16 protein-coding genes and 3 rRNA genes are annotated in these 25391 nt (G+C 66.1%); all 19 read left to right on the forward strand.

The features are described from left to right. Positions 1–138 precede the first annotated feature (138 nt). The 19 genes from FHX50_RS00725 (at position 139) to FHX50_RS00815 (ending at position 25376) form a co-directional block, all read left to right on the forward strand. Positions 139–2196: a PTS sugar transporter subunit IIABC gene (locus tag FHX50_RS00725; protein WP_183373570.1), complete on the forward strand. Its 2058-nt coding sequence runs from the start codon at positions 139–141 to the stop codon at positions 2194–2196. 277 nt (positions 2197–2473) lie between these two features. Then, positions 2474–3550: an N-acetyl-gamma-glutamyl-phosphate reductase gene (argC, locus tag FHX50_RS00730; protein WP_183373571.1), complete on the forward strand. Its 1077-nt coding sequence runs from the start codon at positions 2474–2476 to the stop codon at positions 3548–3550. 156 nt (positions 3551–3706) lie between these two features. Further along, positions 3707–4888 carry a bifunctional glutamate N-acetyltransferase/amino-acid acetyltransferase ArgJ gene (gene argJ / locus FHX50_RS00735; RefSeq protein ID WP_183373572.1) on the forward strand — a complete coding sequence of 394 codons (1182 nt, stop codon included), beginning with the start codon at positions 3707–3709 and terminating at the stop codon, positions 4886–4888. Next, entirely contained in the window at positions 4885–5814 is a 930-nt protein-coding gene (gene argB, locus FHX50_RS00740; RefSeq protein ID WP_183373573.1) for an acetylglutamate kinase, read from the forward strand. Before argJ ends, argB begins: the two co-directional genes overlap by 4 nt. Further along, a complete protein-coding gene (locus FHX50_RS00745) occupies positions 5807–7141 on the forward strand; it encodes an acetylornithine transaminase (protein ID WP_183373574.1) in 1335 nt (444 codons plus the stop codon). The genes argB and FHX50_RS00745 overlap by 8 nt, the downstream gene beginning before the upstream one ends. Continuing rightward, positions 7138–8196, forward strand: coding sequence for an ornithine carbamoyltransferase (gene argF / locus FHX50_RS00750; protein WP_183375221.1), 1059 nt, complete (start codon positions 7138–7140; stop codon positions 8194–8196). The genes FHX50_RS00745 and argF overlap by 4 nt, the downstream gene beginning before the upstream one ends. Then, positions 8193–8726: an arginine repressor gene (locus FHX50_RS00755; RefSeq protein ID WP_183373575.1), complete on the forward strand. Its 534-nt coding sequence runs from the start codon at positions 8193–8195 to the stop codon at positions 8724–8726. Before argF ends, FHX50_RS00755 begins: the two co-directional genes overlap by 4 nt. Before the next feature lie 59 nt (positions 8727–8785). Continuing rightward, entirely contained in the window at positions 8786–10036 is a 1251-nt protein-coding gene (locus tag FHX50_RS00760) for an argininosuccinate synthase (RefSeq protein WP_183373576.1), read from the forward strand. Beyond that, the gene (argH, locus tag FHX50_RS00765) at positions 10036–11490 is read left to right on the forward strand and encodes an argininosuccinate lyase (RefSeq protein ID WP_183373577.1); all 1455 of its coding nucleotides are present in this window, start codon (positions 10036–10038) and stop codon (positions 11488–11490) included. The genes FHX50_RS00760 and argH overlap by 1 nt, the downstream gene beginning before the upstream one ends. Before the next feature lie 137 nt (positions 11491–11627). Beyond that, entirely contained in the window at positions 11628–12902 is a 1275-nt protein-coding gene (gene tyrS / locus FHX50_RS00770) for a tyrosine--tRNA ligase (protein WP_183373578.1), read from the forward strand. A 716-nt stretch (positions 12903–13618) separates the two neighbouring features. Next, a 16S ribosomal RNA gene (locus FHX50_RS00775) occupies positions 13619–15144 on the forward strand. Between the two features lie 381 nt (positions 15145–15525). Next, a 23S ribosomal RNA gene (locus tag FHX50_RS00780) occupies positions 15526–18600 on the forward strand. A gap of 200 nt (positions 18601–18800) precedes the next feature. Next, positions 18801–18918 (forward strand): 5S ribosomal RNA (gene rrf / locus FHX50_RS00785). The 16S, 23S and 5S rRNA genes sit together here, the layout of an rRNA operon. 243 nt (positions 18919–19161) lie before the next feature. Beyond that, the gene (locus tag FHX50_RS00790; RefSeq protein ID WP_183373579.1) at positions 19162–20169 is read left to right on the forward strand and encodes a polyprenyl synthetase family protein; all 1008 of its coding nucleotides are present in this window, start codon (positions 19162–19164) and stop codon (positions 20167–20169) included. A gap of 296 nt (positions 20170–20465) precedes the next feature. Continuing rightward, on the forward strand, positions 20466–22223 hold the full coding sequence (locus FHX50_RS00795) for an FHA domain-containing protein (RefSeq protein WP_183373580.1): 1758 nt from the start codon (positions 20466–20468) through the stop codon (positions 22221–22223). Further along, a complete protein-coding gene (locus tag FHX50_RS00800) occupies positions 22220–23032 on the forward strand; it encodes a PP2C family protein-serine/threonine phosphatase (protein ID WP_239375998.1) in 813 nt (270 codons plus the stop codon). The genes FHX50_RS00795 and FHX50_RS00800 overlap by 4 nt, the downstream gene beginning before the upstream one ends. 29 nt (positions 23033–23061) lie before the next feature. Continuing rightward, complete coding sequence (locus FHX50_RS00805) at positions 23062–23823, forward strand: hypothetical protein (protein WP_183373581.1); 762 nt, start codon at positions 23062–23064, stop codon at positions 23821–23823. Then, entirely contained in the window at positions 23820–24614 is a 795-nt protein-coding gene (locus FHX50_RS00810) for a hypothetical protein (RefSeq protein WP_183373582.1), read from the forward strand. Before FHX50_RS00805 ends, FHX50_RS00810 begins: the two co-directional genes overlap by 4 nt. A 36-nt stretch (positions 24615–24650) precedes the next feature. After that, positions 24651–25376, forward strand: a complete 726-nt coding sequence (locus FHX50_RS00815; protein WP_183373583.1) for an FHA domain-containing protein — start codon at positions 24651–24653, stop codon at positions 25374–25376. Positions 25377–25391 lie beyond the last annotated feature (15 nt).

Here is a 25391-nt window from a genome sequence, read left to right on the forward strand (position 1 = left end):
CCGCGAGGACCGGGTGGGGGGCTCCCCGCCCGGTCCTTCGTGCATCCGGGGCATACCATAGTGGCGTCGTCCCTCTTCCCACTCTCCGGGCGCTGCTTCGACGACGAGCGCGCGTCCGGAAGCGAAGGATTCCTCCTCATGAAGTTCCTGCAACGGCTCGGCCGGTCGCTCATGCTTCCGGTCGCCGTGCTCCCCATCGCCGCGGTCCTCTCCGGCTTCGGCTACTGGGTGGGCGCGGAGTCCCTGGTCGGCACATTCCTCGCTGCCGCCGGCGGCGCCCTCCTCGACAACATCGCCCTGCTGTTCGCCGTGGGTGTCGCCATCGGCATGTCCACGAGGTCCGACGGCACGTCCGCCCTCGCCGGCCTCGTCTCCTGGTTGACGGTCACCACACTGCTCTCGCCTGAGACCATGGCGAAGTTCCAGGGCATTGAGGTCGAGGCCGTCAACCCGGCGTTCGCGAACGTGAAGAACGTCTTCATCGGCATCATCTGCGGCCTCATCGGCGCGTGGGCGTACGACCGCTTCAAGGACGTGAAGCTGCCGGACTACTTCGCGTTCTTCTCGGGCAAGCGCTCGGTCGCCATCATCTCCGCGCTGGTGTCGATCGCGTTCGCGCTGGTCATGATGGTGCTGTGGCCGCTGCTGTTCAGCGCCCTGGTGCACTTCGGTGAGTTCATCGCCACGCTCGGTCCCGTCGGCGCCGGCATCTACGGCTTCCTGAACCGCCTGCTGATCCCGTTCGGTCTGCACCATGCTCTGAACGCCGTGTTCTGGTTCGACGGCTTCGGTATCGCCGACCTCAACAACTTCCTCGCCGGTGAGGGCACCTACGGTGTGACCGGGCAGTACATGACCGGCTTCTTCCCGATCATGATGTTCGGCCTGCCGGGTGCGGCACTGGCGATGTACGTGACGGCGGACAGCGGTCGCAAAAAGCGCACCGCCGGCATCCTGCTGTCCGCGGCGTTCGCGTCGTTCCTCGTGGGTGTGACGGAGCCGCTGGAGTTCCTGTTCATGTTCCTCGCGCCGGGCCTGTTCGTGGTGCACGCCCTGTTCATGGGCCTGTCGCTGGCGATCACGACCCTGCTGCCGGTGCGCTCCGGCTTCGGGTTCTCCGCCGGGTTCATCGACCTGCTGGTGCAGTGGGCGAACCCGATGGCGCAGAACCCGTGGATGGTGTTCCCGCTGGGCCTGTTCTGGTTCGCCGTGTACTTCGTGACGTTCCGCTGGATCATCCTGAAGTGGAACCTCCGCACCCCGGGCCGCGGCCCGGTGGAGGAGGACGAGGACCTCGCCGGTGTCGCTGCCGGTGGTCTCGCCCCGGCCGGTGCGGCGGTCTCCGCTGCTGCCCTCGGCTCCCACGCTGCTGGCGGCGATACCGCCACTGGTGGGCCGACGGGTGCAGGTACGGACAAGTACCTCGTCACCGCCGATCGGTTCATCACCGCTCTCGGCGGCGCGGACAACATCGAGGAGATCGAGAACTGCGCAACGCGGCTGCGCATGCAGCTCGGCGATGTGTCCCTTGCTGACGAGAAGGCGCTCAAGCGCGCCGGCGCTGCCGGTGTGATGAAGACCGGTGGCCACAGCTACCAGGTCATCTACGGCCTCAACGTGCAGTTCGTGAAGGACGCGATGGAGGACATCATGGAGGGTGTCCGCCAGGCTCCGTCCGCATCCCCCGCATCGTCCGACCCGGCTCCCGCAGCCGACACTGCCGACGCCGCCTCCGCGGGCGCCGCTGGTGACGACCCGGCCCTCGCCGCCGGTGCCGCCGCTCCTGCTGAGCAGATCGTGCGTCTGCGTCAGCCGGTGGCCGGTGCGGTGATCCCGCTGGACCAGGTCGAGGACCAGACCTTCGCGTCCGGCATGCTCGGCGTGGGCGCTGCGATCGACCCGACCGAGGACACCGTGGTGGCGCCCGCCGCCGGCACGGTCGTGCAGGTCATGGACACCGGTCACGCTGTGGCGATGACGCTGAACGACGGCACGGAGCTGCTGATCCACATCGGTCTGGACACCGTGAAGATGGGCGGTGACGGCTTCGAGGTGCTCGCGGCCGCGGGTGACCAGGTGCGCGCGGGCGACCCGCTGGTGCGGTTCGACCGCCGGGCCGTCGAGGCCGCCGGCTACTCGGCCATCACCCCGGTGGTGCTGCTGGGTCGCGAGACCGGCACCATCGAGTTCGTCTGACCGGCTGAATCGTCGGTACGGCCTTCGGGCCGGAGTTCCAGGGCCGGGCAGGGGCACAGTCCCCGCCCGGCCCTTTCGCATGTCCGGTTCCGTCGGCCCCGATGCGTACCCCAGTGCCGTGCTCCCCGCGCCCCCGCGCCCCCGCGCTTCCTGCTCCTCGCGAGCAGGGGTGTATGGCGGCAGGCCGATGCCGCATAAGCCATGGGGTGTCGCCATACGCTGATGCTCGCGCGACCCGTAGTTGCATACCCACCCGCTCGCCCGTATAGTTTTGCGCATGATTGAGAAAGCATTCACCGCGGCCGTCGCCGGAGCCTCCGGATATGCGGGCGGAGAGATCGTCCGCCTGCTCCAGCAGCACCCGCGCCTGAACGCTGTCATCCTCACCGCGCACTCCAACGCGGGAGAGAAGGTCGCCGGCCACTTCCCGCACCTCGACCTCGATCCGGAGATGACGTTCGTCGACACCACGGTGGAGAACCTCATCGGGCACGATGTCGTCATCCTCGGCCTCCCGCACGGCCAGTCCGGCCCCATCGCCTCCCAGGTGCGCGAGCAGTCCCCAGACACCCTGGTGGTGGACCTCGGGGCCGACTTCCGCCTGGTCGACCCTGCTGCGTGGGAGGAGTTCTACGGCTCACCCCACGCCGGCACCTGGACCTACGGCATGCCCGAACTGCTGCGCGCCACCGGCACCGCCCAGCGCCAGCAGCTCGCCCACGCCCGCGAAATCGCGGTGCCCGGCTGCAACGCCTCAGCCGTCACCTTCGCGCTGATGCCGCTGGTCGCCCGCGGCCTCATCGACCCGATAACGCTCGGTGCGGTGCTCGCCGTCGGCTACTCCGGCGCCGGACGCTCACCGAAGCCGCACCTGCTGCTGTCCGAAGCCGCGGCCGGCGCCGTGCCGTACAGCGCCGGCGGCCAGCACCGGCACATCCCGGAGATCATCCAGAACCTCGCCGCCGCCAGCGGGCAGGAGGCCGACGGATTCCGCCTCACCTTCACCCCGGTCCTCGTGCCGATGTCCCGCGGCATCCAGGCTGTGGTGACCGCGAAGCTCGCTGATTCGCAGACCCCGTCGGCCGCGATCACCCGGGCCTTCCACGACGCCTACGCCGATGAGCCGTTCATCCGCCTCCTCGGCGAGGGCGCGTTTCCGAACACGGCGAGCGCAGCCGGTGCGAACAGTGTCCTGCTCGGCTGGGACGTCGATGAGAAGTCCGGCACCGTCACCGTGATGGCGGCCCTCGACAACCTCGTCAAGGGCACCGCGGGCGCCGCGATCCAGTCGATCAATCTGGCGCTCGGTCTGCCGGAGGGCACCGGGCTCAGCGGCGACGGGCTGCGACCGTAGCCGGAGCGCGTCGGCGCACCTCGTCGGTGCCGCCCACGCCCTCCGGCCGACCCAGCAGCCACCCGCCCGCCCCGCAGACCCTCCAGACCGTCACGCGCCGCCCCGCCGCCACCCGGCGCCGGCCCCGCCTCGCGAGTGCGAGAAGAAAGGACCGCCATGTCCGTCACAGCAGCCCAGGGCTTCACCGCCGGCTCCACCGCAGCCGGCCTGAAGACCACCGGACAATCCGACGTCGCCGTCGTCATCAACCACGGCCCCATGTTCTCCGCCGGTGCCGTGTTCACCCGCAACCGGGTGAAGGCCGCGCCCGTCCTCCTGTCCGAGGAGTCCCTCGCCACCGCGCACCGCACCGGCACCCCGATCACCACGGTGGCGCTGAACTCCGGCGGCGCCAACGCCTGCACCGGCGCCCAGGGCATGCGGGACGCCGCCTCCATGGCCGCTGCCGCCGGTGCCGCCGTCGGTGCCGGGTACGAGCAGGCACTCGTCTGCTCCACCGGCCTCATCGGCACCCTCCTGCCGATGGACGCCCTCACCGCCGGCATCGCGGCAGCCGCCGAGAGCGCCGGGGACAGCGCCGAGCACGGCACCGGCGCGGCGCAGGCGATCATGACCACCGACTCGGTGCACAAGGAGGCGCAGGTCAGCCGCGGCGGCATCACCGTCGGCGGCATGGCCAAGGGCGCCGGAATGTTGGCGCCGCAGCTGGCCACCATGCTCGTGGTCATCACCACCGACGCGGACATCACCCACAAGCAGGCGCAGAAGGCAGTCGCCGATGCCGTCACCACCACGTTCAACCGGGTCGATTCGGATGCGTGCATGTCCACCAACGACTCCGTCATCCTCCTCGCCTCCGGCGCCAGCGGAGTGAAGCCCTCCCAGAAGGACATCACCCAGATGGTGCGGGAGGTGTCCGCCGACCTCGCCCGCCAGCTCGTCGCCGATGCGGAGGGCGCATCCCATGACGTCCACGTCACCGTCACCTCCGCCACCACCGAGGACGCCGCCGAAGCAGTCGCCCGGGAGATCTGCCGCTCCAACCTCGTGAAGGCCGCGATCTTCGGCAACGACCCCAACTGGGGCCGGATCGTGGCGGCCGCAGGCTGCGTGCCGGAGCAGGTGGCGCCGTTCAGCGCCGACGACCTCTCCGTCACCGTCAACGGCATCGAAGTGTGCCGCGGCGGGGGAGTGGGCCGCGACCGCGACCTCGTGGACATGACACCGCGAGAGGTGGAGATCGTGGTGGATCTCGGCGCCGGCACCGCCAGCGCCGACATGTGGACCAACGACCTCACCCACGACTACGTCGAAGAGAACAGCGCCTACTCTTCATGATCGATGCAGTGAAGTACTCCGACGTCCTCGAACGCGCCCAGCTGAAGTCCGAGGTCCTCATCGAGGCCCTGCCGTGGATGCAGCGCCTCCACGGCAAGATCGTGGTGGTGAAGTACGGCGGCAACGCCATGATCGATGACGAGCTCAAGGCAGCGTTCGCCTCCGACATCGTGTTCATGTGCCACGCGGGCCTGCGCCCCGTGGTGGTGCACGGCGGCGGCCCCCACATCACCGCGATGCTGGAGCGCCTCGGCATCCACTCCGAGTTCCGGGGCGGCCTGCGGGTCACCACCGAGGAGACGATGGACGTGGTGCGGATGGTGCTCGCGGGCCAGGTGGGCCGCGAACTGGTCGGGCTGATCAACCAGCACGGCGCCTACGCCGTCGGCATGAGCGGGGAGGATGCGAACCTGCTGCAGGCGCGCCGCCGTCCCCCGCAGGAGATCGAGGGGGAGATGGTGGACCTCGGCCTCGTGGGCGACGTCACCGGCGTCAACCTCCGCAACCTCATGGCCATCCTGGATGCGGGCTTCATTCCCGTGGTCTCCTCCATCGCACCGGAGATCACGGCCGACGGCACCGCATCCGGCCAGGTGCTCAACATCAACGCCGATACCGCCGCGGCAGCGCTGGCGACCGGGCTGAGCGCGGAGAAGCTGGTGATGCTCACGGACGTGGCGGGCCTGTACGCGGACTACCCGCGCACCGAGTCGCTGATCCCGGAGATCTCCGCGAAGGACCTGCGGGAGATGCTGCCGACCCTGACAGCCGGCATGATTCCGAAGGCGCAGGCGCTGCTGGATGCGGTGGACCGCGGTGTGAGGACCGCCGCCATGATCGACGGCCGCATCACCCACTCGGTGCTGTTGGAGATCTTCACGGAGAAGGGCGTGGGAACAATGGTTCGGAGGGACGACTATGTCTGAGTTCAGCAGTCAGCACGCACAGCAGGCCCCGTCGGCAGCCCCGGGCGCCGCCGAGACCGCAGCCGCGCCCACGCTGCAGCGGTACGCGGACGCCATGATGCCGCTGTTCGCGCCGTCGCGCGTGCTGGTGGACGGCCACGGCCCCTACGTCACCGATGAAGCCGGCGCCACCTACCTCGACCTGCTCGGCGGCATCGCCGTCAACGCCCTCGGCCACGGCCACCCGGCGCTCGTCGGTGCGATCACCGAGCAGGCGCAGCACATGGTCCACGTCTCGAACCTGTTCGCCACGAAGCCGCAGATCGACCTGGCGGAGAAGCTGCTGCACCTGGCGAACGCCCCCGCCGGCTCCGGCGTGTTCTTCACCAACTCCGGTACGGAGTCCACGGAGGCGGCGTTCAAGATCGCGCGCCGCACCGGAAAGCCCCGCATCCTGGCGCTGGAGAACGCGTTCCACGGCCGCTCCATCGGCGCGCTCGCCCTCACCCACAAGCATGCGTTCCGGCAGCCGTTCGAGCCGCTCCCGGGCGGGGTCGAGTTCATCCCGGCGAACGACACCGACCGCCTGCGCGCCGAACTGAAGGCCGGGGGAGTGGGCGCCGTCATCGCCGAACCGATCCAGGGGGAGGCGGGTGTGCTGCCGCTGGAGCACGACTACCTCTCGGCGATGCGCATCCTCACCCGCGAGTACGGCGCGCTGATGATCCTGGACGAGATCCAGACCGGGGTGGGCCGCACCGGCCACTGGTTCGCGCACCAGGAGCACGGCATTCAGCCGGACGTCATGACCCTCGCGAAGGGCCTCGGCGGCGGCTTCCCGATGGGCGCCGTCGTCGCGTTCGGCGAGGGCGCCTCCACCCTGCTCACCGCCGGCCAGCACGGCACCACGTTCGGCGGCGGGCCGCTCGCCGCAGCCGCCGGTCTCGCCGTGCTCACCGCCATCGAGGCCGACGGGCTCCTCGCGCACGTGAGGCGCACCTCCGAGCAGGTGCGGGAGCAGATCCAGCAGCTGCAGCACCCCGTGATCGCGGGTGTGCGCGGCAGCGGCTTCCTGCTCGGCCTCGAACTGAACGAGCCGATCGCAGCGGACCTGGTCACAGCCGGTCTGAACCGGGCCGCCGCTCCGGCGCGCCCCGCCCTCGCTCCCACCATCGGCGCCCCCGCGGCCGGGGCGCTGCATCCTGAGGCCGGTGGCAGAATCGGCTTCATCCTCAACGCTCCCACCGCGACCGTTCTGCGGCTCGCCCCGCCCCTGACCACCACGGCCGAGGACTTCGCCCGCTTCACCGCGGCGGTGCCGGCCCTGATCGAGGAGGTCACCTCCTGATGCGACACATGCTGATGGACGACTCCCTTACGTCCGCCGAACAGAACCAGGTGCTGCACCTCGCCGCCCAGATGCGCGAGGACCGGTTCCTGCGCCGCCCCTTCGAGGGGCCGAAGACCGTGGCCCTGCTGTTCGACCTCCCCTCCACCCGCACCCGCGTCTCCTTCGCCACGGGCGTTGCGGAGCTCGGCGGCCACTCCCTGGTGATCGACACCGGCGCCAGCCAGCTCGGCCGCGGAGAGCCGATCGCGGACACCGCGCGGATCCTGTCGCGGATGAACCACATGATCGTGTGGCGCACCAGCGGGCACGAGCGCCTGGTGGAGATGGCGGAGCATGCGAGCGTGCCGGTCATCAACGCCTTGACCGACGCCGGCCACCCCTGCCAGATCCTCGCGGACTTCGCGACGATCGCGCAGCGCCGCGACGGCCTGGAGGAGAGCGGTCCCGCTCTGGCCGGCCGCACCCTCGCCTACTGCGGCGACGGTGCGAACAACATGGCCGCCTCCTACCTCATCGGCGGGGCGCTCGCCGGCATGCACGTGCGCGTTGCGGCTCCCGCCGGCTGGGCGCCGTCGGCGGAGACCGTGCAGCGCGCCAGCGCCATCGCCGCCGAGACGGGCGGCTCCGTCACCGTCACCGGGGACCCGCGCGAGGCGTGCCTCGGCGCCCAGGTGATCGCCACGGACACCTGGGTGTCGATGGGCACCGAGAAGGACGAGCGGATCGAGCGGGCGCTGCGCCCCTACGAGGTGACCGAGGAGCTGATGGCGCTCGGCGATGACGCACTGTTCCTGCACTGCCTGCCCGCCTACCGGGGCATGGAGGTCGCCGCCAGCGTCATCGACGGCCCTGCCAGTGCCGTGTGGGATGAGGCGGAGAACCGTCTGCACGCGCAGAAGGCGCTGATGACCTTCCTCGCCGACGCCGCCTCCTCCTCCAGCACCGGCCAGGCCAGCACCGGCGAAGCGACCATCGGCCCGGCGGACACCCGGGCGCCCGGGGACTCGGCGCATCCGTCGGCCCCCACTGCGACCATGGAGGCCGCCCGATGACCGACGCGCAGCTCACCCCGCACACCAAGGCGTCCCGCCAGCAGCTGATCACACAGCTGCTCGCCCACAACGAGGTCTCCAGTCAGTCCACTCTGCTGTCCCTGCTGGAGAAGGAGGGCGTGTCGGTCACGCAGGCGACCCTGTCGCGCGACCTCGTGGACCTGCGCGCCGAGAAGGTGCGCTCCTCCACGGGCGTGCTGGTGTACACCCTGCCGGCGCTCGGCGGGGAGCGGCACCGGCCGTTCCGCCCCGGCGAGGAGGCCGCTGACTACTATTCGGCTCGGCTCGCGCGGCTCTGCGAGGAGCTGCTGGTGTCCGCGGAGGCCAGCGACAACCTCGTGGTGGTGCGCACACCCCCGGGGGCGGCGCAGTACCTCGCCAGTGCCCTCGATCACTCCGTGATCCCGACTCTGCTGGGCACCATCGCAGGAGATGACACGATTCTGCTGATAGCCCGCAGCATCGCCGACGGTCCCGAGCTGGCGGACAGGCTCCTGTCGCTCGCGAACGGGCGCACCCCGAACACCTGACATCCGGCCCGACGGGCCCCGAAGACTTCCACAGCATCATCCCGAAGAGGAGGAACCCCATGACAGAGAAGATCGTCCTCGCCTACTCCGGCGGCCTCGACACGTCCGTCGCCATCGGCTGGATCCACGACGCCACCGGCGCTGATGTCATCGCCTGCGCGGTCGACGTCGGACAGGGCGGCGAGGACCTCGAGGTCATCCGCCAGCGCGCCCTCGACTGCGGTGCCGTGGAGGCGTACATCGCCGATGCGCGCGACGAATTCGCCGAGGAGTACTGCATGCAGGCGCTGAAGGCGAACTCCCTGTACATGGACGCCTACCCGAACGTCTCCGCCATCTCCCGCCCCGTCATCGCGAAGCACCTCGTGGCCGCCGCGAAGAAGTTCGGCGCCACCACCGTGGCGCACGGATGCACCGGCAAGGGCAACGACCAGGTCCGCTTCGAAGTGTCCATCACCTCCCTCGCCCCGGAGCTGAACTGCATCGCCCCGGTGCGCGACCTCGCCCTCACCCGCGACAAGGCGATCGACTACGCCGAGCGCAACAACCTGCCGATCGAGACCACGAAGTCCAACCCGTTCTCCATCGACCAGAACGTGTGGGGCCGCGCCATCGAGACCGGGTTCCTGGAGGACATCTGGAACGAGCCCACCAAGGACGTCTACTCGTACACCGATGATCCGGCGTTCCCGCCGGTCGCCGACGAGGTCGTCATCACTTTCGAGCAGGGCGTGCCAGTCGCGATCGACGGCGAGAAGGTGACGCCGCTGCAGGCGATCGAGCAGATGAACCGCCGCGCCGGCGCGCAGGGCATCGGCCGCATCGACATCGTGGAGGACCGCCTGGTGGGCATCAAGTCCCGCGAGGTGTACGAGGCGCCCGGCGCGATGGCGCTGATCGAGGCGCACAAGGAGCTGGAGCGCGTCACCCTGGAGCGCGAGCAGGCCCGCTTCAAGCGCGAGGTCTCCGACCGCTGGACCGACCTGGTGTACGACGGCCAGTGGTTCTCCCCGCTGAAGCGCTCCCTGGATGCGTTCATCGACGACACGCAGCGCTATGTCTCCGGTGACATCCGCATGCGCCTGCACGGCGGCCGCGCCACCGTCACGGGCCGCCGCAGCGACTCCGGTCTGTACGACTTCAACCTCGCCACCTACGACGAGGGCGACAGCTTCGACCAGTCCAACGCGAAGGGCTTCATCGAGATCTACGGCCTGGCCTCCAAGCAGTCCACGGCACGCGATGAGAAGTTCGGCAACGGCCCCACCTTCGGTGACGGCTCCAGCCTCAACGCAGGGAGCGAGTCCTGATGCCCGCGAGCGGTTCCGGGAAGGCGGAGGGCCAGGGGGCCGACGGGCGCATCAGCCTGTGGGGCGGACGCTTCGCGTCGGGCCCCGCGGAGGCGATGGCGGCGCTGTCGAAGTCCACGGACTTCGACTGGCGACTCGCGCACTACGACCTGCTGGGCTCTCGCGCCCACGCGCGCGTCCTCAACCGCGCCGGTCTGCTGGACGAGGACGAACTGCAGCGGATGCTGCAGGCACTGGACACGCTCGATGAGCGCGTCGCCTCGGGCGAATTCGTTCCCTCGCTGGAGGATGAGGACGTGCATTCGGCGCTGGAGCGCGGCCTGCTGGAGATTGCGGGCGATGAACTCGGCGGCAAGCTGCGCGCCGGCCGGTCCCGCAACGACCAGGTGGCGACGCTCGGCCGCATGTACCTGCGTGATCACGCGCGGGTCGTGGCCGCGGGCGTTCTGGACGTGGTGGCGGCGCTGATCGAGCAGGCGAAGGCGCACCCGGAGGCGCCGATGCCGGGCCGCACGCACCTGCAGCATGCGCAGCCGGTGCTGCTGAGCCATCATCTGCTGGCGCATGCGTGGCCGCTGCTGCGGGATGTGGAGCGCCTCGTCGACTTCGACAAGCGCGCCGCGGTGTCCCCGTACGGTTCGGGCGCGCTGGCCGGGTCGTCGCTTGGGCTGGATCCGCAGGCTGTGGCGCGGGAGCTGGGCTTCGCGGATTCGGCGGAGAACTCGATCGACGGCACCGCCTCGCGTGACGTGTTCGCGGAGTATGCGTTCGTGATGGCGATGATCGGGGTGGACCTGTCGCGCCTGAGCGAGGAGATCATCCTGTGGAACACGAAGGAGTTCTCCTTCGTCACCCTGGATGATGCGTTCTCCACGGGGTCCTCGATCATGCCGCAGAAGAAGAACCCGGATGTGGCGGAGCTGACGCGCGGCAAGTCAGGTCGCCTGATCGGCGAGCTGTCGGGCCTGCTGGCCACGCTGAAGGCGATGCCCCTGGCGTACAACCGCGACCTGCAGGAGGACAAGCTGCCGGTGTTCACCGCGACGGATGACCTGGAGCTGCTGCTGCCGGCGTTCGCGGGCATGGTGGCGACCCTGACCTTCCACACGGACCGGATGGCGCATCTGGCGCCGCGCGGCTTCGCACTGGCGACCGATATTGCGGAGTGGCTCGTGCGCCAGGGCGTGCCGTTCCGGGTGGCGCATGAGCTGTCCGGTGCGGCGGTGCAGCTGGCGGAGGAGCGCGACTGCGAGCTGTGGGACCTCACCGATGAGGACTATGCGGGGATCTCGGAGCATCTCACGCCCGAGATGCGGGAGGTGCTGACCACCCTCGGGTCGATCGATTCGCGGTCCTCGAAGGGCGGCACGGCCCGGTCGGCAGTAGCGGAGCAGGTGTCGCGCGCGCAGGCTGCGCTGGAGGACCTGCGGTCGTTCACTGAGCCCCTGCGGTAGGTTTAACCCGCAATCGTGACTGTCCCGGGAACGTCTGGGACAGTCACCGCCCCGGACGGGGCGCACTGCCACCCGTCCCACCTGGGCGATCCGCCACCCGCCCCGTCGGGGCGATCACACGAAACGGAGAACAATCGGTGTCGAACATCGTCGACGAACTGGAATGGCGCGGCCTGCTCGTGAACTCCACGGGGCGTGATGCCATCGCTGAGTCCGCGGCGAAGGGACCCCTGTCTCTGTACTGCGGCTTCGACCCGACTGCGGCGTCGCTCCACGTCGGCCACCTGACCCAGGTGCTCACGATGCGCCGCTTCCAGCTCGCCGGTCACAAACCCTACGCGCTGGTCGGCGGCGCCACCGGCCTCATCGGCGACCCGCGCATGTCGGGCGAGCGCGTCATGAACTCGGCCGACGTGGTCGGACAGTGGGTGGAGTCGCTGCGCGGCCAGATCGAACCGTTCCTCGACACTGAAGGCGAGTTCGGCGTCACCATGGTGAACAACCTGGACTGGGTGGGCGGTATGAACGCGCTGGAGTTCCTGCGCGACTACGGCTCGCACTTCCGCATGGGCACGATGCTGTCCCGCGAGATCGTGGCAGCGCGACTGCGCTCCGACGAGGGCCTCAGCTACCTCGAGTTCTCCTACCAGATCCTGCAGGGCCTCGACTTCCTTGAGCTGTACCGACGCCACGGCGTCACGCTGCAGTTCGGCGGGAACGACCAGTGGGGGAACATCGTCGGCGGTGCTGATCTGATCCGCAGGGTGGAGGGCGTGCAGGCCCACGCGATGACCACCCCGCTGGTGACGAAGGCCGACGGCACCAAGTTCGGCAAGTCCGAGGGCGGCGCCGTGTGGCTGGATCCGGAGCTGACCAGCCCGTACGCCTTCCACCAGTTCTGGCTCAACGCCGATGACCGCGACGTCATGAACTACCTGCGCTACTTCACCTTCCGCGACCGTGACGACCTCGCGGAGCTGGAGGAGGCGACGGCTGAGCGCTCCTTCAAGCGCGAGGCGCAGACCGCCCTGGCCGATGACCTCACCACGCTCGTGCACGGTGAGGAGGCGACGGCGCAGGCGAAGGCTGCGGCGGCTGTTCTCTTCGGCCGCGGCGATGTCCGCGAGCTCGACGACTCAACCGTCGGTGTGATCGCAGGGGAGCTGCCGACGGTGTCGCTGGCCGGCACGGCTCCGCTGATCGACGCCTTCACCGAGAGCGGCCTGGTGGAGTCCAAGGGTGCGGCTCGCCGCGCGCTGAAGGACGGCGGCCTGTCCATCAACGGCGAGAAGCTGGCCGGTGGTCCGGAGGCTCTGGATGCGGAGCTCGGTTCCGTGCAGCGACTCGCCGGTGGATATGTCCTGCTGCGCCGTGGCAAGAAGAACGCCGCCATGATCCGCATCGGCGACTGACTCGCCTGCGTCTCTGATGGACGTCGACCGCTTTCTCATGGAACGCGACCGAATCCTGATGGATCTCGCCCGATTCCAGATGGATCGCGACGCGGCATCGCATAGGAGGCAGACTCAGCTCCCCGATCACGACCACTGAACCCGTACGGGGCGCCAGCACAGACTGGTGCCCCGTTCGCCGTCTCAGCACCGCCCCCTTCAGCAGCGCGGTCCCCGAACACGGTGGCCGCCGTCAGGAAACTGCAGGTCAGCGACCTGAGAATCAGGACAGATCGGACGGCGAGCCGGGGCGTATGTTGCTCGCGCCACCAAATGCCCCCACAGGGTTGCGCGCCTCGGTTCGGGGGCCGTAATGTTTTATCTCGTTGCCCCGCAGGGCGGTGAACGGGAGATGAACTTCTTCCGGGTGCTGCTCAGGGGGATAACTGAAGAGGTGGACTGGCGAAGTCGTTCGGTGTGGCTGAGGTCACGGTGCCGGGATTTGACAGGGTCTGGTCAGCTGAGTAGGTTAGAGGGGTTGCTCCGGAAGGAACCGCCGATTGTGATCGGGGGCGAGGTTCGGGTGCGCAAGTTGTTTGATATCTCAATAGTGTGTCTGTTTATTGATGCCAAAGTTTTTTTGGCAGAGGATCAATTTTCTAGTTGATTTCTTCGGACAATTGAACGCAGATTTTTATCAGCGTCGGTTGTTTGTTTTCTGCCGGGTTTCAAATTTTTTTATGGAGAGTTTGATCCTGGCTCAGGACGAACGCTGGCGGCGTGCTTAACACATGCAAGTCGAACGATGAAGGCCCAGCTTGCTGGGTTGGATTAGTGGCGAACGGGTGAGTATCACGTGAGTAACCTGCCCTTCACTTCGGGATAACTTCGAGAAATCGGGGCTAATACCGGATGTTCTGTCTGCACCGCATGGTGTGGGTTGGAAAGATTTATCGGTGGAGGATGGGCTCGCGGCCTATCAGTTTGTTGGTGAGGTGATGGCTCACCAAGGCGATGACGGGTAGCCGGCCTGAGAGGGCGACCGGCCACACTGGGACTGAGACACGGCCCAGACTCCTACGGGAGGCAGCAGTGGGGAATATTGCACAATGGGCGGAAGCCTGATGCAGCGACGCCGCGTGGGGGATGACGGCCTTCGGGTTGTAAACCTCTTTCAGTAGGGAAGAAGCCTTTGGGTGACGGTACCTGCAGAAGAAGCGCCGGCTAACTACGTGCCAGCAGCCGCGGTAATACGTAGGGCGCAAGCGTTGTCCGGAATTATTGGGCGTAAAGAGCTTGTAGGTGGCTTGTCGCGTCTGCCGTGAAAACCCAATGCTTAACGTTGGGCGTGCGGTGGGTACGGGCAGGCTAGAGTGTGGTAGGGGAGACTGGAATTCCTGGTGTAGCGGTGAAATGCGCAGATATCAGGAGGAACACCGATGGCGAAGGCAGGTCTCTGGGCCATTACTGACACTGAGAAGCGAAAGCATGGGGAGCGAACAGGATTAGATACCCTGGTAGTCCATGCCGTAAACGTTGGGCACTAGGTGTGGGGAACATTCCACGTTTTCCGCGCCGTAGCTAACGCATTAAGTGCCCCGCCTGGGGAGTACGGCCGCAAGGCTAAAACTCAAAGGAATTGACGGGGGCCCGCACAAGCGGCGGAGCATGCGGATTAATTCGATGCAACGCGAAGAACCTTACCAAGGCTTGACATGCACTGGATCGCTGCAGAGATGTGGTTTTCTTTGGACTGGTGCACAGGTGGTGCATGGTTGTCGTCAGCTCGTGTCGTGAGATGTTGGGTTAAGTCCCGCAACGAGCGCAACCCTCGTTCCATGTTGCCAGCACTTCGGGTGGGGACTCATGGGAGACTGCCGGGGTCAACTCGGAGGAAGGTGGGGATGACGTCAAATCATCATGCCCCTTATGTCTTGGGCTTCACGCGTGCTACAATGGTCGGTACAATGGGTTGCGATACTGTGAGGTGGAGCGAATCCCAAAAAGCCGGTCTCAGTTCGGATTGGGGTCTGCAACTCGACCCCATGAAGTCGGAGTCGCTAGTAATCGCAGATCAGCAATGCTGCGGTGAATACGTTCCCGGGCCTTGTACACACCGCCCGTCAAGTCACGAAAGTCGGTAACACCCGAAGCCAGTGGCCTTACCCCTTGTGGGAGGGAGCTGTCGAAGGTGGGATCGGTGATTGGGACTAAGTCGTAACAAGGTAGCCGTACCGGAAGGTGCGGCTGGATCACCTCCTTTCTAAGGAGTATCTTTCGAGCGTTATGGCACTGTCGTGACCGAGTGTGTTGCGGGTGCTGCTCGTTGGGTGGAACATCAATGAATCAACAGGCTGCTGCTGGTTGGGCTGGCTCTAGTACGTGTCTCTTCGGGGGTGCTGGAACGGGTCTGGGTTCGGCTGGTGGGGTCTGGTAGGCACACTATTGGGGTGTGAGGCGGCTTGTGTCGTTTCTTCCCTGCTGGGGTAGGAGCCATCCTGTGTGGGTGGTGGGGCCTTGGTGTGGGGGTGTTGTTTGTCAACTGCATAGTGGACGCGAGCATCTTGTAAGCAATTTACAGATTGTTGCGAAACGAAGCTTTGTTTTTGTTTTGTCTCTGTGTGTTCATTTTTATGTGTGTTTTGTTGAAGTTTTCAAGGGCGCACGGTGGATGCCTGGGCACAAGAAGCCGATGAAGGACGTGGGAGTCTGCGTTAAGCCCCGGGGAGGTGACAACCGACCTGTGAGCCGGGGATGTCCGAATGGGGAAACCTGCCAGGCGTTATGGTCTGGTACCTGCCGTTGAATGTATAGGCGGTATGGGGGGAACGCGGGGAAGTGAAACATCTCAGTACCCGTAGGAAGAGAAAACAATTGTGATTCCGTGAGTAGTGGCGAGCGAAAGCGGATGTGGCTAAACCTGGTTGGTGTGATACTCGGCAGAGGTTGCTGATCAGGGGTTGTGGGATGTGCATGGATTGGGCTGCCGCCTGGTCGTCGCTGTCAGTGTGTGGTAGGTGAATCCTTGTGAGTGGGGAACCGTAGTGGGTGTGAGTCCCGTAGCTGAAACTGCATGGCTGGGTGATGGTGCATTGTCCCGAGTAGGACCGGGCTCGTGAAATCCGGTGTGAATCTGCCAGGACCACCTGGTAAGCCTAAATACTTTCTTGTGACCGATAGCGGACAAGTACCGTGAGGGAAAGGTGAAAAGTACCCCGGGAGGGGAGTGAAATAGTACCTGAAACCGTGTGCTTACAATCCGTCGGAGCCTTTTTTGTGGGGTGACGGCGTGCCTTTTGAAGAATGAGCCTGCGAGTTAGTGGTCGGTAGCGAGGTTAACCTGTGTGGGGTAGCCGTAGCGAAAGCGAGTCTGAATAGGGCGTCTTTAGTTGCCGGCTCTAGACCCGAAGCGAAGTGATCTATCCATGGGCAGTGTGAAGCGCGGGTAAGACCGCGTGGAGGCGCGAACCCACTTCAGTTGAAAATGGAGGGGATGACCTGTGGATAGGGGTGAAAGGCCAATCAAACTTCGTGATAGCTGGTTCTCCCCGAAATGCATTTAGGTGCAGCGTTGCGTGTTTCGTCCTGGAGGTAGAGCACTGGATAGGCGATGGGCCCCACCGGGTTACTGACCTTAGCCAAACTCCGAATGCCGGTGACGTGAGAGCGCAGCAGTGAGACTGTGGGGGATAAGCTTCATAGTCGAGAGGGAAACAGCCCAGAACATCAGCTAAGGCCCCTAAGCGTGTGCTAAGTGGGAAAGGATGTGGAGTTGCTGAGACAACCAGGAGGTTGGCTTAGAAGCAGCCACCCTTGAAAGAGTGCGTAATAGCTCACTGGTCAAGTGATTCCGCGCCGATAATTCAGCGGGGCTTAAGTACACCGCCGAAGCTGTGTCACTCCACTGTGTGTGGGGTGGGTAGGGGAGCGTCGTGCATTGTGTGAAGCTGCGGGGGGACCTTGTGGTGGATGGTGTGCGAGTGAGAATGCAGGCATGAGTAGCGATTAGGCGGGTGAGAATCCCGTCCGCCGAATGATCAAGGGTTCCAGGGCCAGGTTTATCCGCCCTGGGTTAGTCGGGTCCTAAGGCGAGGCCGACAGGCGTAGTCGATGGATAACGGGTTGATATTCCCGTACCGGTTGTGTGAGGACCCATGCTGAAAGTCGTGATGCTAACCACCCGAGCGCTGCTCTTCACCTTCGGGTGTTGGTGTGGTGTGAGGCTGGGGTCCAATCGGTGAGTAGGTGAGCGTGTGGGATGACGCAGTGAGGTAGCTTCCGCGGGGCGATGGTTGTCCCCGTCTAAGCGTGCAGCCTGTGCCCGAGTAATGTTGGGCGCGTGTAGGTCAGACGTGATAGTGACCCTTTAGTGGGGAAGTTGGGTGATCCTGTACTGCCGAGAAAAGTCCCGGCGCCACGAGCGCAGCCGCCCGTACCCTAAACCGACTCAGGTGATCTGGTAGAGAATACCGAGGCGTTCGAGAGAATCGTGGTTAAGGAACTCGGCAAAATACCCCCGTAACTTTGGGAGAAGGGGGACCTGACCAGTGAGAGCTGGGAGGGTCGCAGAGACCAGGGAGAAGCGACTGTTTACTAAAAACACAGGTGAGTGCGAAGTCGTAAGACGCTGTATACTCACTGACGCCTGCCCGGTGCTGGAAGGTTAAGCGGACTGGTTAGCGCCTTCGGGTGCGAAGCTGGGAAGTTAAGCCCCAGTAAACGGCGGTGGTAACTATAACCATCCTAAGGTAGCGAAATTCCTTGTCGGGTAAGTTCCGACCTGCACGAATGGCGTAACGACTTCTCCACTGTCTCAACCGCGAACTCGGCGAAATTGCATTACGAGTAAAGATGCTCGTTACGCGCAGCAGGACGGAAAGACCCCGGGACCTTTACTATAGTTTGGTATTGGTGTTCGGAGCGGCTTGTGTAGGATAGGTGGGAGACTGGGAAGCTGGCACGCTAGTGTTGGTGGAGTCGTTGTTGAAATACCACTCTGGTCGTTTTGGATATCTAACCTCGAGCCATGATCTGGTTCAGGGACAGTGCCTGATGGGTAGTTTAACTGGGGCGGTTGCCTCCTAAAGAGTAACGGAGGCGCTCAAAGGTTCCCTCAGCCTGGTCGGTCATCAGGTGTTGAGTGTAAGTGCACAAGGGAGCTTGACTGCGAGACAGACATGTCGGGCAGGAGCGAAAGCTGGAACTAGTGACCCGGCACCTCATTGTGGAATGGGTGTCGCTCAACGGATAAAAGGTACCCCGGGGATAACAGGCTGATCTTGCCCAAGAGCTCATATCGACGGCATGGTTTGGCACCTCGATGTCGGCTCGTCGCATCCTGGGGCTGGAGTTGGTCCCAAGGGTTAGGCTGTTCGCCTATTAAAGCGGTACGCGAGCTGGGTTTAGAACGTCGTGAGACAGTTCGGTCCCTATCCGCTGCGCGCGTTGGATATTTGAGAAGGCCTGTCCCTAGTACGAGAGGACCGGGATGGACTGACCTCTGGTGTGCCAGTTGTTCTGCCAAGGGCATGGCTGGTTGGCTACGTTGGGAAGGGATAACCGCTGAAAGCATCTAAGCGGGAAGCCTGCTTCGAGATGAGATATCCGTGCACCTTTGGGTGTGTGAGACCCCCAAGAGATGATTGGGTTGATAGGCCAGATGTGGAAGCGCGGTAACGTGTGGAGCTGACTGGTACTAATTGGTCGATGACTTTATCAAAATACGCATAAAGCACTGGCTGTTGGTTGGTGTGTTTGCTTGTGTGTTCGCGTCCACTAGGCGGTTGATTGACCGCACCCCTTGTGGCTGCCGGCAGTGCCCTTTTTGTGGGTGGTGTTGGTGGTGGGGTTGTATTGTTTGTATAGTGTCTGATCCCTGCACCCGGTGGGTGTGGTGTGGAACGGTCTTTGTGTGGTTGTTCCGGTGGTCATAGCGTTGGGGAAACGCCCGGTTACCTTTCCGAACCCGGTAGCTAAGCCCAACTGCGCCGATGGTACTGCACTCGGGAGGGTGTGGGAGAGTAGGTCGCTGCCGGACTCTTTTCTTGTGTGGTGTGGGCTCCAGCCTTGTGGTTGGGGCCCACACGCATTTAATCGTTTTTTCGCGGCACAGGTTCATTGGCTTGGCCTGAGAGCGGGTGAGAGCCACTCGAACGCAAACAAGCGTCTCGTCAACACGTGACGGCCTGGGAGCAGGGCACCGCATCCCCAGCGGGTAGGATTGAGCTTTGGACGCGCCGCGCGGCGGTGCTCGACTCCCTCGACCCGTGAAGGAACACAGATGTCCTCGTTCGCATTGCCGTCAGACCTGGACGATGCGTTTGCCGACTCCCTCCTCACCGATCTCGCAGAGGTGGAGAAGCGGCTCAACGACGCAGTCGCCACTCACGACGCAATGGCACAGTGGACCGCCAAACACCTCATGGTCGCTGGCGGCAAGCGCATCCGCCCCCTCCTGGTGCTCCTGGCTGCACACCTCGGGGAAGGAACCAATGACAAGGTCCTCGACGCAGCAGTCCTCGTCGAACTCACCCACCTCGCCAGCCTTTACCACGATGACGTGATGGACGGAGCCACCACCCGTCGTGGCACCCGCGCCGCTCACCAGGTCTGGGGCAACAACGTCGCCATCCTCACCGGCGACTTCCTCTTCGCCCGTGCAAGCGCCCTCAGTGCCAAGCTCGGACCCGAAGCGGTCCTCCTCCATGCCAACACCTTTGAGCGGCTCTGCCTCGGCCAGCTGAATGAAACCGTCGGCCCCGCCGAGAACGCCGACGCCTTCCAGCACTACATCTCCGTGCTCGAGAACAAGACCGGCTCCCTCATCGCCGCCGCCGGAATCCTCGGCGCTCAACTCGGCAACGCCGCCGCGGACACCGTCGGCGCACTGGGCCGATACGGCGAGGCAGTCGGTGTTGCCTTCCAGCTCGCCGATGACGTCATCGACCTGCGCAGCAACCCAGAGACCTCCGGCAAGACCCCCGGCACCGACCTGCGCGAAGGAGTGCCCACCATGCCGACCCTGCTGCTGCGCCAACGGCACGCCGACGGCGACGACGCCCCGGGCACTACTGCGGTGCTCCACGCCATCGAGTCCGACCTCGAAAGCGACGACGCGCTCCAGCACGCCGTCAAACTCCTTGCTGCCGATCCCGCCACCGACCGCACACAAGAGCTCGCCGACGAGTACGGCGACGAAGCCATCGACATCATCCGCGACCTGCCCGAATCTCAGGCGCGCTCAGCACTCCTGGAATTCACCACCCAACTTGTGCGCCGCTCCGCCTGATTCCACCCGCCCTCCCAGCCTGACAACGCGAGCGAGGAGCTGGGCGAAGCAGGCCGCACCGGGGGACCAGGGGCAGTCCATACCGGATCGTTATCCACACGGGGCGAACTATCCGCGCAAGTCAATCCCGATTTCGGTAGTGTCAGGCGGGGCAGGGAACCAGCCGGTCTCACGGGCCCTCCCACGGCACAAGGAACTAGGATGATCAGCAAGCACGGCCGGTCCGCACCGCGCCGCTGAGCACCGGCAGGCCACCAGACTGTCAGCCCACGACTTCAATCGACAGAGGAATCGCAATGACCAACACGCCATACGGACCGACAGCGAGCGCCAACAGCGGACCCCTGTCCTCCGAAACCCCCGCATCCGGCGGCAAGAAGGTCGGATCCTGGCTGATCGACGTCATCTTCATCAGCGCCCTGCCGATCATCCTCGTCGCCATTGCCGAAATCGGCTACATGCTCTCCAACGCATCCAAGCCCGGCGCCCTCTACTTCATCCTCTGGGTCGCCGCGGTCGTCATCTTCCTCATCCTCCTGCTCGCCGTCATCGGCCTGCGGGCGGCAAAGGGAACCAGCCCCGGCATGGGAGCCGTCGGCATCCGCACCATCAAGCAGGCGACCGGAAAGCTCACCATCGACAAGCGCGCCTCGAACTCGAACCAGGCCGCTGGCGCCGGCAGCTACGACCAGCACTCCGCTGGCTTCGGCCAGGCCCCCAACCAGTTCGGGCAGAACAGCGCAGAAGGATTCCAGCAGTCCGCCCCGGCCTTCGGTCAGGCGAGCGCCAACAACCCCGTCCCGCAGGGCGGTTACGACCAGCAGGGCGGTTACGACCAGCAGGCGTCCTTCGGTCAGCCCTCCGCCGGTCAGGCTCCGCAGTACGGTGAGCCCAGCGCGCAGCAGGCACCCCAGTGGGGTGCCCAGGATCAGCAGGCATCCCAGTGGGGCGCCCAGGATCAGCAGGCACCCCAGTGGGGCGCCCAGGACCAACAGGCGCAGCAGTTCAGCGCCCCTGCCGCCGGCGGCTCCTTCGCCGTCGGAGCCGCGCCGGCCGTCGGCCAGGGCTCCGCAGCTCCGGCCTACGGTGACCAGTCCGCTGCCCCGGCCTCCGGCGACCAGTCCGAAGCCCCGGCCTCCGGCGACCAGTCCGCTGCCCCCGCCTTCGGTGAACAGGACCACGGCCAGGGAGCCTCCACCACAGGCGAGAGCTACATTGACGCCGCTCATGACGACAGCGCCGCAGTCGCCGCCGGTCACGGCGTGAGCGTCTCCGACGACTCCGATGCGCTGTCCGCAGAGCCCGCCGACGCCACCGCCTCCGGCACCTTCGGTGAAGCAACGGCAGATGCGCCCGCCCAGGAGCAGGCAGCCCCCGCTCTCAACGCTGAGCACCAGAGTGAGGAGCTCACCGACGGCGCGGAGGAGCAGAGCAGCGCACAGGCAGAACAGGACTCCGCGGCAGCAGGTGTCGGCGTCTCCGTCTCCAGCGACGACTCCGCCCTCACGGCTTCGCCCGAAGATGAGAACACCACCGAGGACGCCGCTGCCGTCAGCGATGACTCCGTCGGCCAGCGCCTCGACCAGAGCACCGAAGCAGCAGGCGACAACGTCGTCGTCGGCCACGCCGACACCGCCCAGCAGGACGAAGACGACGACGCCACCCGCCTCGTCGCCGCACCGGCCGCGCAGCAGGCCACCAGCTCCGACGACGATGCCACGGAGCTCATGGCCCGAATCCGCCTCCGCTTCGACAACGGCGAAGAGCACACCCTCGCCCCGCGCACCCTCGTGGGCCGCAACCCGCAGGCATCCGGTGGCGAAAGCGTCATCGCCGTGCAGGACGAGTCCCGCTCCATGTCCAAGACCCACGCGCTGATCGAGAACAACCAGCACGGCATCGTCGTCACCGACCTCGGCTCCACCAACGGAACCTCCGTCACCGACGTCGACGGCACCGTCTACCCGGTCCCCGCCAACCAGCCGACCATCCTGCCCGACGGCTGGACCCTCCAGCTCGGTGACCGGGACGTGACCGTGGAGAAGAACGCGTGAGGGATGACTCCCAGTACGGCACGCTGCTGACCGAGCCCATCCGGGTCCGGTCAGCAGCGGCCACACACGTCGGGCGCGTGCGCAGCATGAACGAGGACTCCTACCTCGCCGCCCATCCGATCTACCTCGTCGCCGACGGCATGGGCGGCCACAACGCCGGAGAGATCGCCAGCGCCATCGTCGTCGACCAGTTCAGCGACCTCGCCGGGCAGCACGACATCACCCCCGAGACCCTCGCCGAGAACCTCATCGTCGCCTACGAGCGGATCACCCGACTCGACGACTCCACCGCCGCGCGCTCCGCCGGCACCACCGTGGCCCTCGTCGGCACCTCGTTCGACCACGACCAGGCCACCTGGGTCGTCATGAACCTCGGCGATTCCCGCATCTACCGCCTCTCCAACGACGAATTCGAACAGATCAGCATCGACCACTCCGTCGTGCAGGAACTCGTCGACCGCGGCGAAATCACCGAAGAGGAAGCCCGCGTCCACCCCTACCGCAACATGGTGACGCGCGCCCTCGGCCCCGGCCCCAACTCCAGCCCGGACTTCTGGCGCCTGCCGGCCATGCTCGGTGACCGCTTCGTCATCTGCTCCGACGGCATCAACGGCGAACTCGACGACGCCGTCATCGAATACTGCCTCCGCGAAGCCGACGACATCCGCGACGTCGCCCCCTCCCTCGTCACCAAAGCCGTCGAAGCCGGCGGCCGCGACAACGCCACCGTCGTCGCCCTCGAAGCAGTCGCCGACGACGCCGCTGAAGAGATCAACCGCTACTCCCTGTTCGACGCCGGCAGCGTCTGACCGGGACGAACCGGCAGAGGGGGGAAACAATGCCGGATCACAACGGAACCTGGTGCGCACACGGCGCCGCCCTGCTCATCCGCACCGGCGGCCGAGGACTCCTGCTGCCGCCCGGCACCAGCCACAGCGATGCAGCAGGCCTCCGCCGCGCACTCAGCGCCCCGGACGCCTTCACCAACCTCGCCGCCGCAGCCGGAGACGAACCCCTCCTCGCCTTCGACGACGACGGCGAACGCCTCCACATCCTGCTGCGCGGCACCACCACAATCCGCGCCATCCTCGTCAGCGGCAGCCAGATCGACCTCACCGAAGCCGACGGGCACCAGCCCGAGCCCGGTGCACGCCCGCCGGCCAGCATCACCCGAGACGACATCGCCGCCATCAGCGTCCACCTCGGCGACCCGCAACCGGCCCGCACCCTCCTGGACAGCGGAATCACCGGAGTCACAGCCTTCACCCACGTCCGCAACCTGCCCAGCGGCAGCCGCAGTGCCGACGCCGACCGCGCCATCCAGGCCCAGCTCGACCCGCCGTCCACCACCCGGGCCTCAGGGGCGACGACGCGTGCAGATGCACGCACGACCCCGACGCCCCCGGAGAGCGGAACCCGCAGCAGGCTGACCGCCCGAAGTGCCGCTCGCCGCGCCGGACCGGACAGCACGGCAGCGCACCCAGACGCGCCGGGCCGCACCACCGGCGCGCCGCCGCAGCGTCCCAACCGGATCGTCGCAGCCACCGCCCGCGCATCAACGAGGAGCGCCGAGGCCAGACACGGAGGAGATCACCGATGATCCGACGCCGTCGCCACCTGCCCATCGAGGGCTTCACCCCGCGACCGCACACACCCCAGCAGTGCCCGGCCAGCGGCGCCACCGCCAGCGCCTACCGATCAGTGGAGGACCGCCGACCCGTCACCGTCCGCACCTGGACGGACCCGGCCCTCGTCGCCGGCGTCAGCCCCGCCCGCGCCCAGCAGCGGATCGACGCCCTCGCCCGGCTCTCCGATCTGCCCGGCATCACCCCCGTGCGCGCCGGCGGCCTCGTGGACAGTCGGCGCGGCCGCCACCTCTACCTCGTCACCGACGACAACGGCGAGGTGCTTGACCCATCGGTCGTGGACCCGGCCCACCTGCTGCGCGCCGCAGCTGACATCGCCGCTGCGCTCCATCGCTTCCACGCCGCCGGACACCTCCACCTGGCGCTGTGTCCGCAGGCGCTCACCACCACTCCCAGCGGCCGGATCCACCTGAGCGCGCACCGCGCCCCCGGTGTCCACTGGATCGCCGAAGCCGCCCTCGAGCACCAGGCGCCCGAAGTCGGACAGGCCAGCGGGGGAGAGCCCCGCTCCGATGTCTACGCCCTCGCCAGCACGGTCCTCGCCGTCCTGGACGAAGGCGCCGACACGTCGTGGACGTCCGATGCGGCGCTCGTCACGGCGCTGGAGCGGGCGACGGCACCGTCCGTCGCGGATCGGCCCTCTGACCTGGGGATGCTCGCCGACGAGCTCGATGATGCGGCCCGCCGAGCGGCATGGTGGGAGGGTCGGGAAGAGTCGGTCTTCTCCCAGCGGATTATGGCGTAATGCGTAGTTTCGTGGCGGATGCCATAAAGTTGTGCCATGGCACAGGTATCAGTGGAGTTCTGCGGTGAGTGGACTGACGTCGCAGACAACGGTTCCCTCACGATCGGACGCGAAGCCGATCTCATCATCGACGAACGCAACCCGTTCCTGCACCGGCGGTTCCTCGCCATCAGCAGCATCGACGGACTGTGGTGGCTGCTGAACGTCGGTGACCGGCTCAGCGCCTCCATCACCGACAACTCCGGCACCATGCAGGCCGTGCTGTCACCCGGGGCCCGCCTGCCGCTCGTATTCGATCAGACGAAGGTCGTGTTCACCGCCGGCCCCACCACCTACGAGTTCTCCATCCATACGACATCCCCGGAGTTCGCCACCATTCCGCGCGAACTCGACGACGACGGTCCCAAGACCATCGGCCAGGTCGTCCTCACCGATTCGCAGAAGCTGCTGATCCTGGTGCTGGCCGAGCCGATGCTGATGCGCGACGGCGAATCGATCTCCTCGATCCCGTCGTCCGCTGACGCCGCCGATCGCCTCGGCTGGACCCGCACTAAGTTCAACCGCAAGCTCGACAACGTGTGCGACAAGCTCGACCGCATGGGTGTGCGCGGTCTGCGCGGCGGCCCCGGCCGTCTCGCCTCCAACAGGCGCGCCCGGCTCGTGGAGTACGCCGTCATGTCCCGCGTTGTGGATCAGTCTGACCTTCCCCTTCTCCACAAAGCCGTGCAGGAGGCGGACGAAGCGAGGCGCGCCGCCGAATAATCGAGTGCACCGGCC

It is taken from the genome of Helcobacillus massiliensis (assembly GCF_014191425.1).
GTDB classification, from domain to species: Bacteria; Actinomycetota; Actinomycetes; order Actinomycetales; family Dermabacteraceae; genus Helcobacillus; species Helcobacillus massiliensis.

Bases quoted from the DNA above. Each gene is read 5' to 3' on its own strand.
- FHX50_RS00815 (WP_183373583.1), top strand. From the start codon at position 24,651: ATGGCACAGGTATCAGTGGAGTTCTGCGGTGAGTGGACTGACGTCGCA.
- FHX50_RS00810 (WP_183373582.1), top strand. From the start codon at position 23,820: ATGATCCGACGCCGTCGCCACCTGCCCATCGAGGGCTTCACCCCGCGA.
- argC (WP_183373571.1), top strand. From the start codon at position 2,474: ATGATTGAGAAAGCATTCACCGCGGCCGTCGCCGGAGCCTCCGGATAT.
- argB (WP_183373573.1), top strand. From the start codon at position 4,885: ATGATCGATGCAGTGAAGTACTCCGACGTCCTCGAACGCGCCCAGCTG.
- FHX50_RS00805 (WP_183373581.1), top strand. From the start codon at position 23,062: ATGCCGGATCACAACGGAACCTGGTGCGCACACGGCGCCGCCCTGCTC.
- FHX50_RS00745 (WP_183373574.1), top strand. From the start codon at position 5,807: ATGTCTGAGTTCAGCAGTCAGCACGCACAGCAGGCCCCGTCGGCAGCC.
- FHX50_RS00755 (WP_183373575.1), top strand. From the start codon at position 8,193: ATGACCGACGCGCAGCTCACCCCGCACACCAAGGCGTCCCGCCAGCAG.
- argH (WP_183373577.1), top strand. From the start codon at position 10,036: ATGCCCGCGAGCGGTTCCGGGAAGGCGGAGGGCCAGGGGGCCGACGGG.
- FHX50_RS00790 (WP_183373579.1), top strand. From the start codon at position 19,162: ATGTCCTCGTTCGCATTGCCGTCAGACCTGGACGATGCGTTTGCCGAC.
- argJ (WP_183373572.1), top strand. From the start codon at position 3,707: ATGTCCGTCACAGCAGCCCAGGGCTTCACCGCCGGCTCCACCGCAGCC.
- FHX50_RS00725 (WP_183373570.1), top strand. From the start codon at position 139: ATGAAGTTCCTGCAACGGCTCGGCCGGTCGCTCATGCTTCCGGTCGCC.
- FHX50_RS00760 (WP_183373576.1), top strand. From the start codon at position 8,786: ATGACAGAGAAGATCGTCCTCGCCTACTCCGGCGGCCTCGACACGTCC.
- FHX50_RS00795 (WP_183373580.1), top strand. From the start codon at position 20,466: ATGACCAACACGCCATACGGACCGACAGCGAGCGCCAACAGCGGACCC.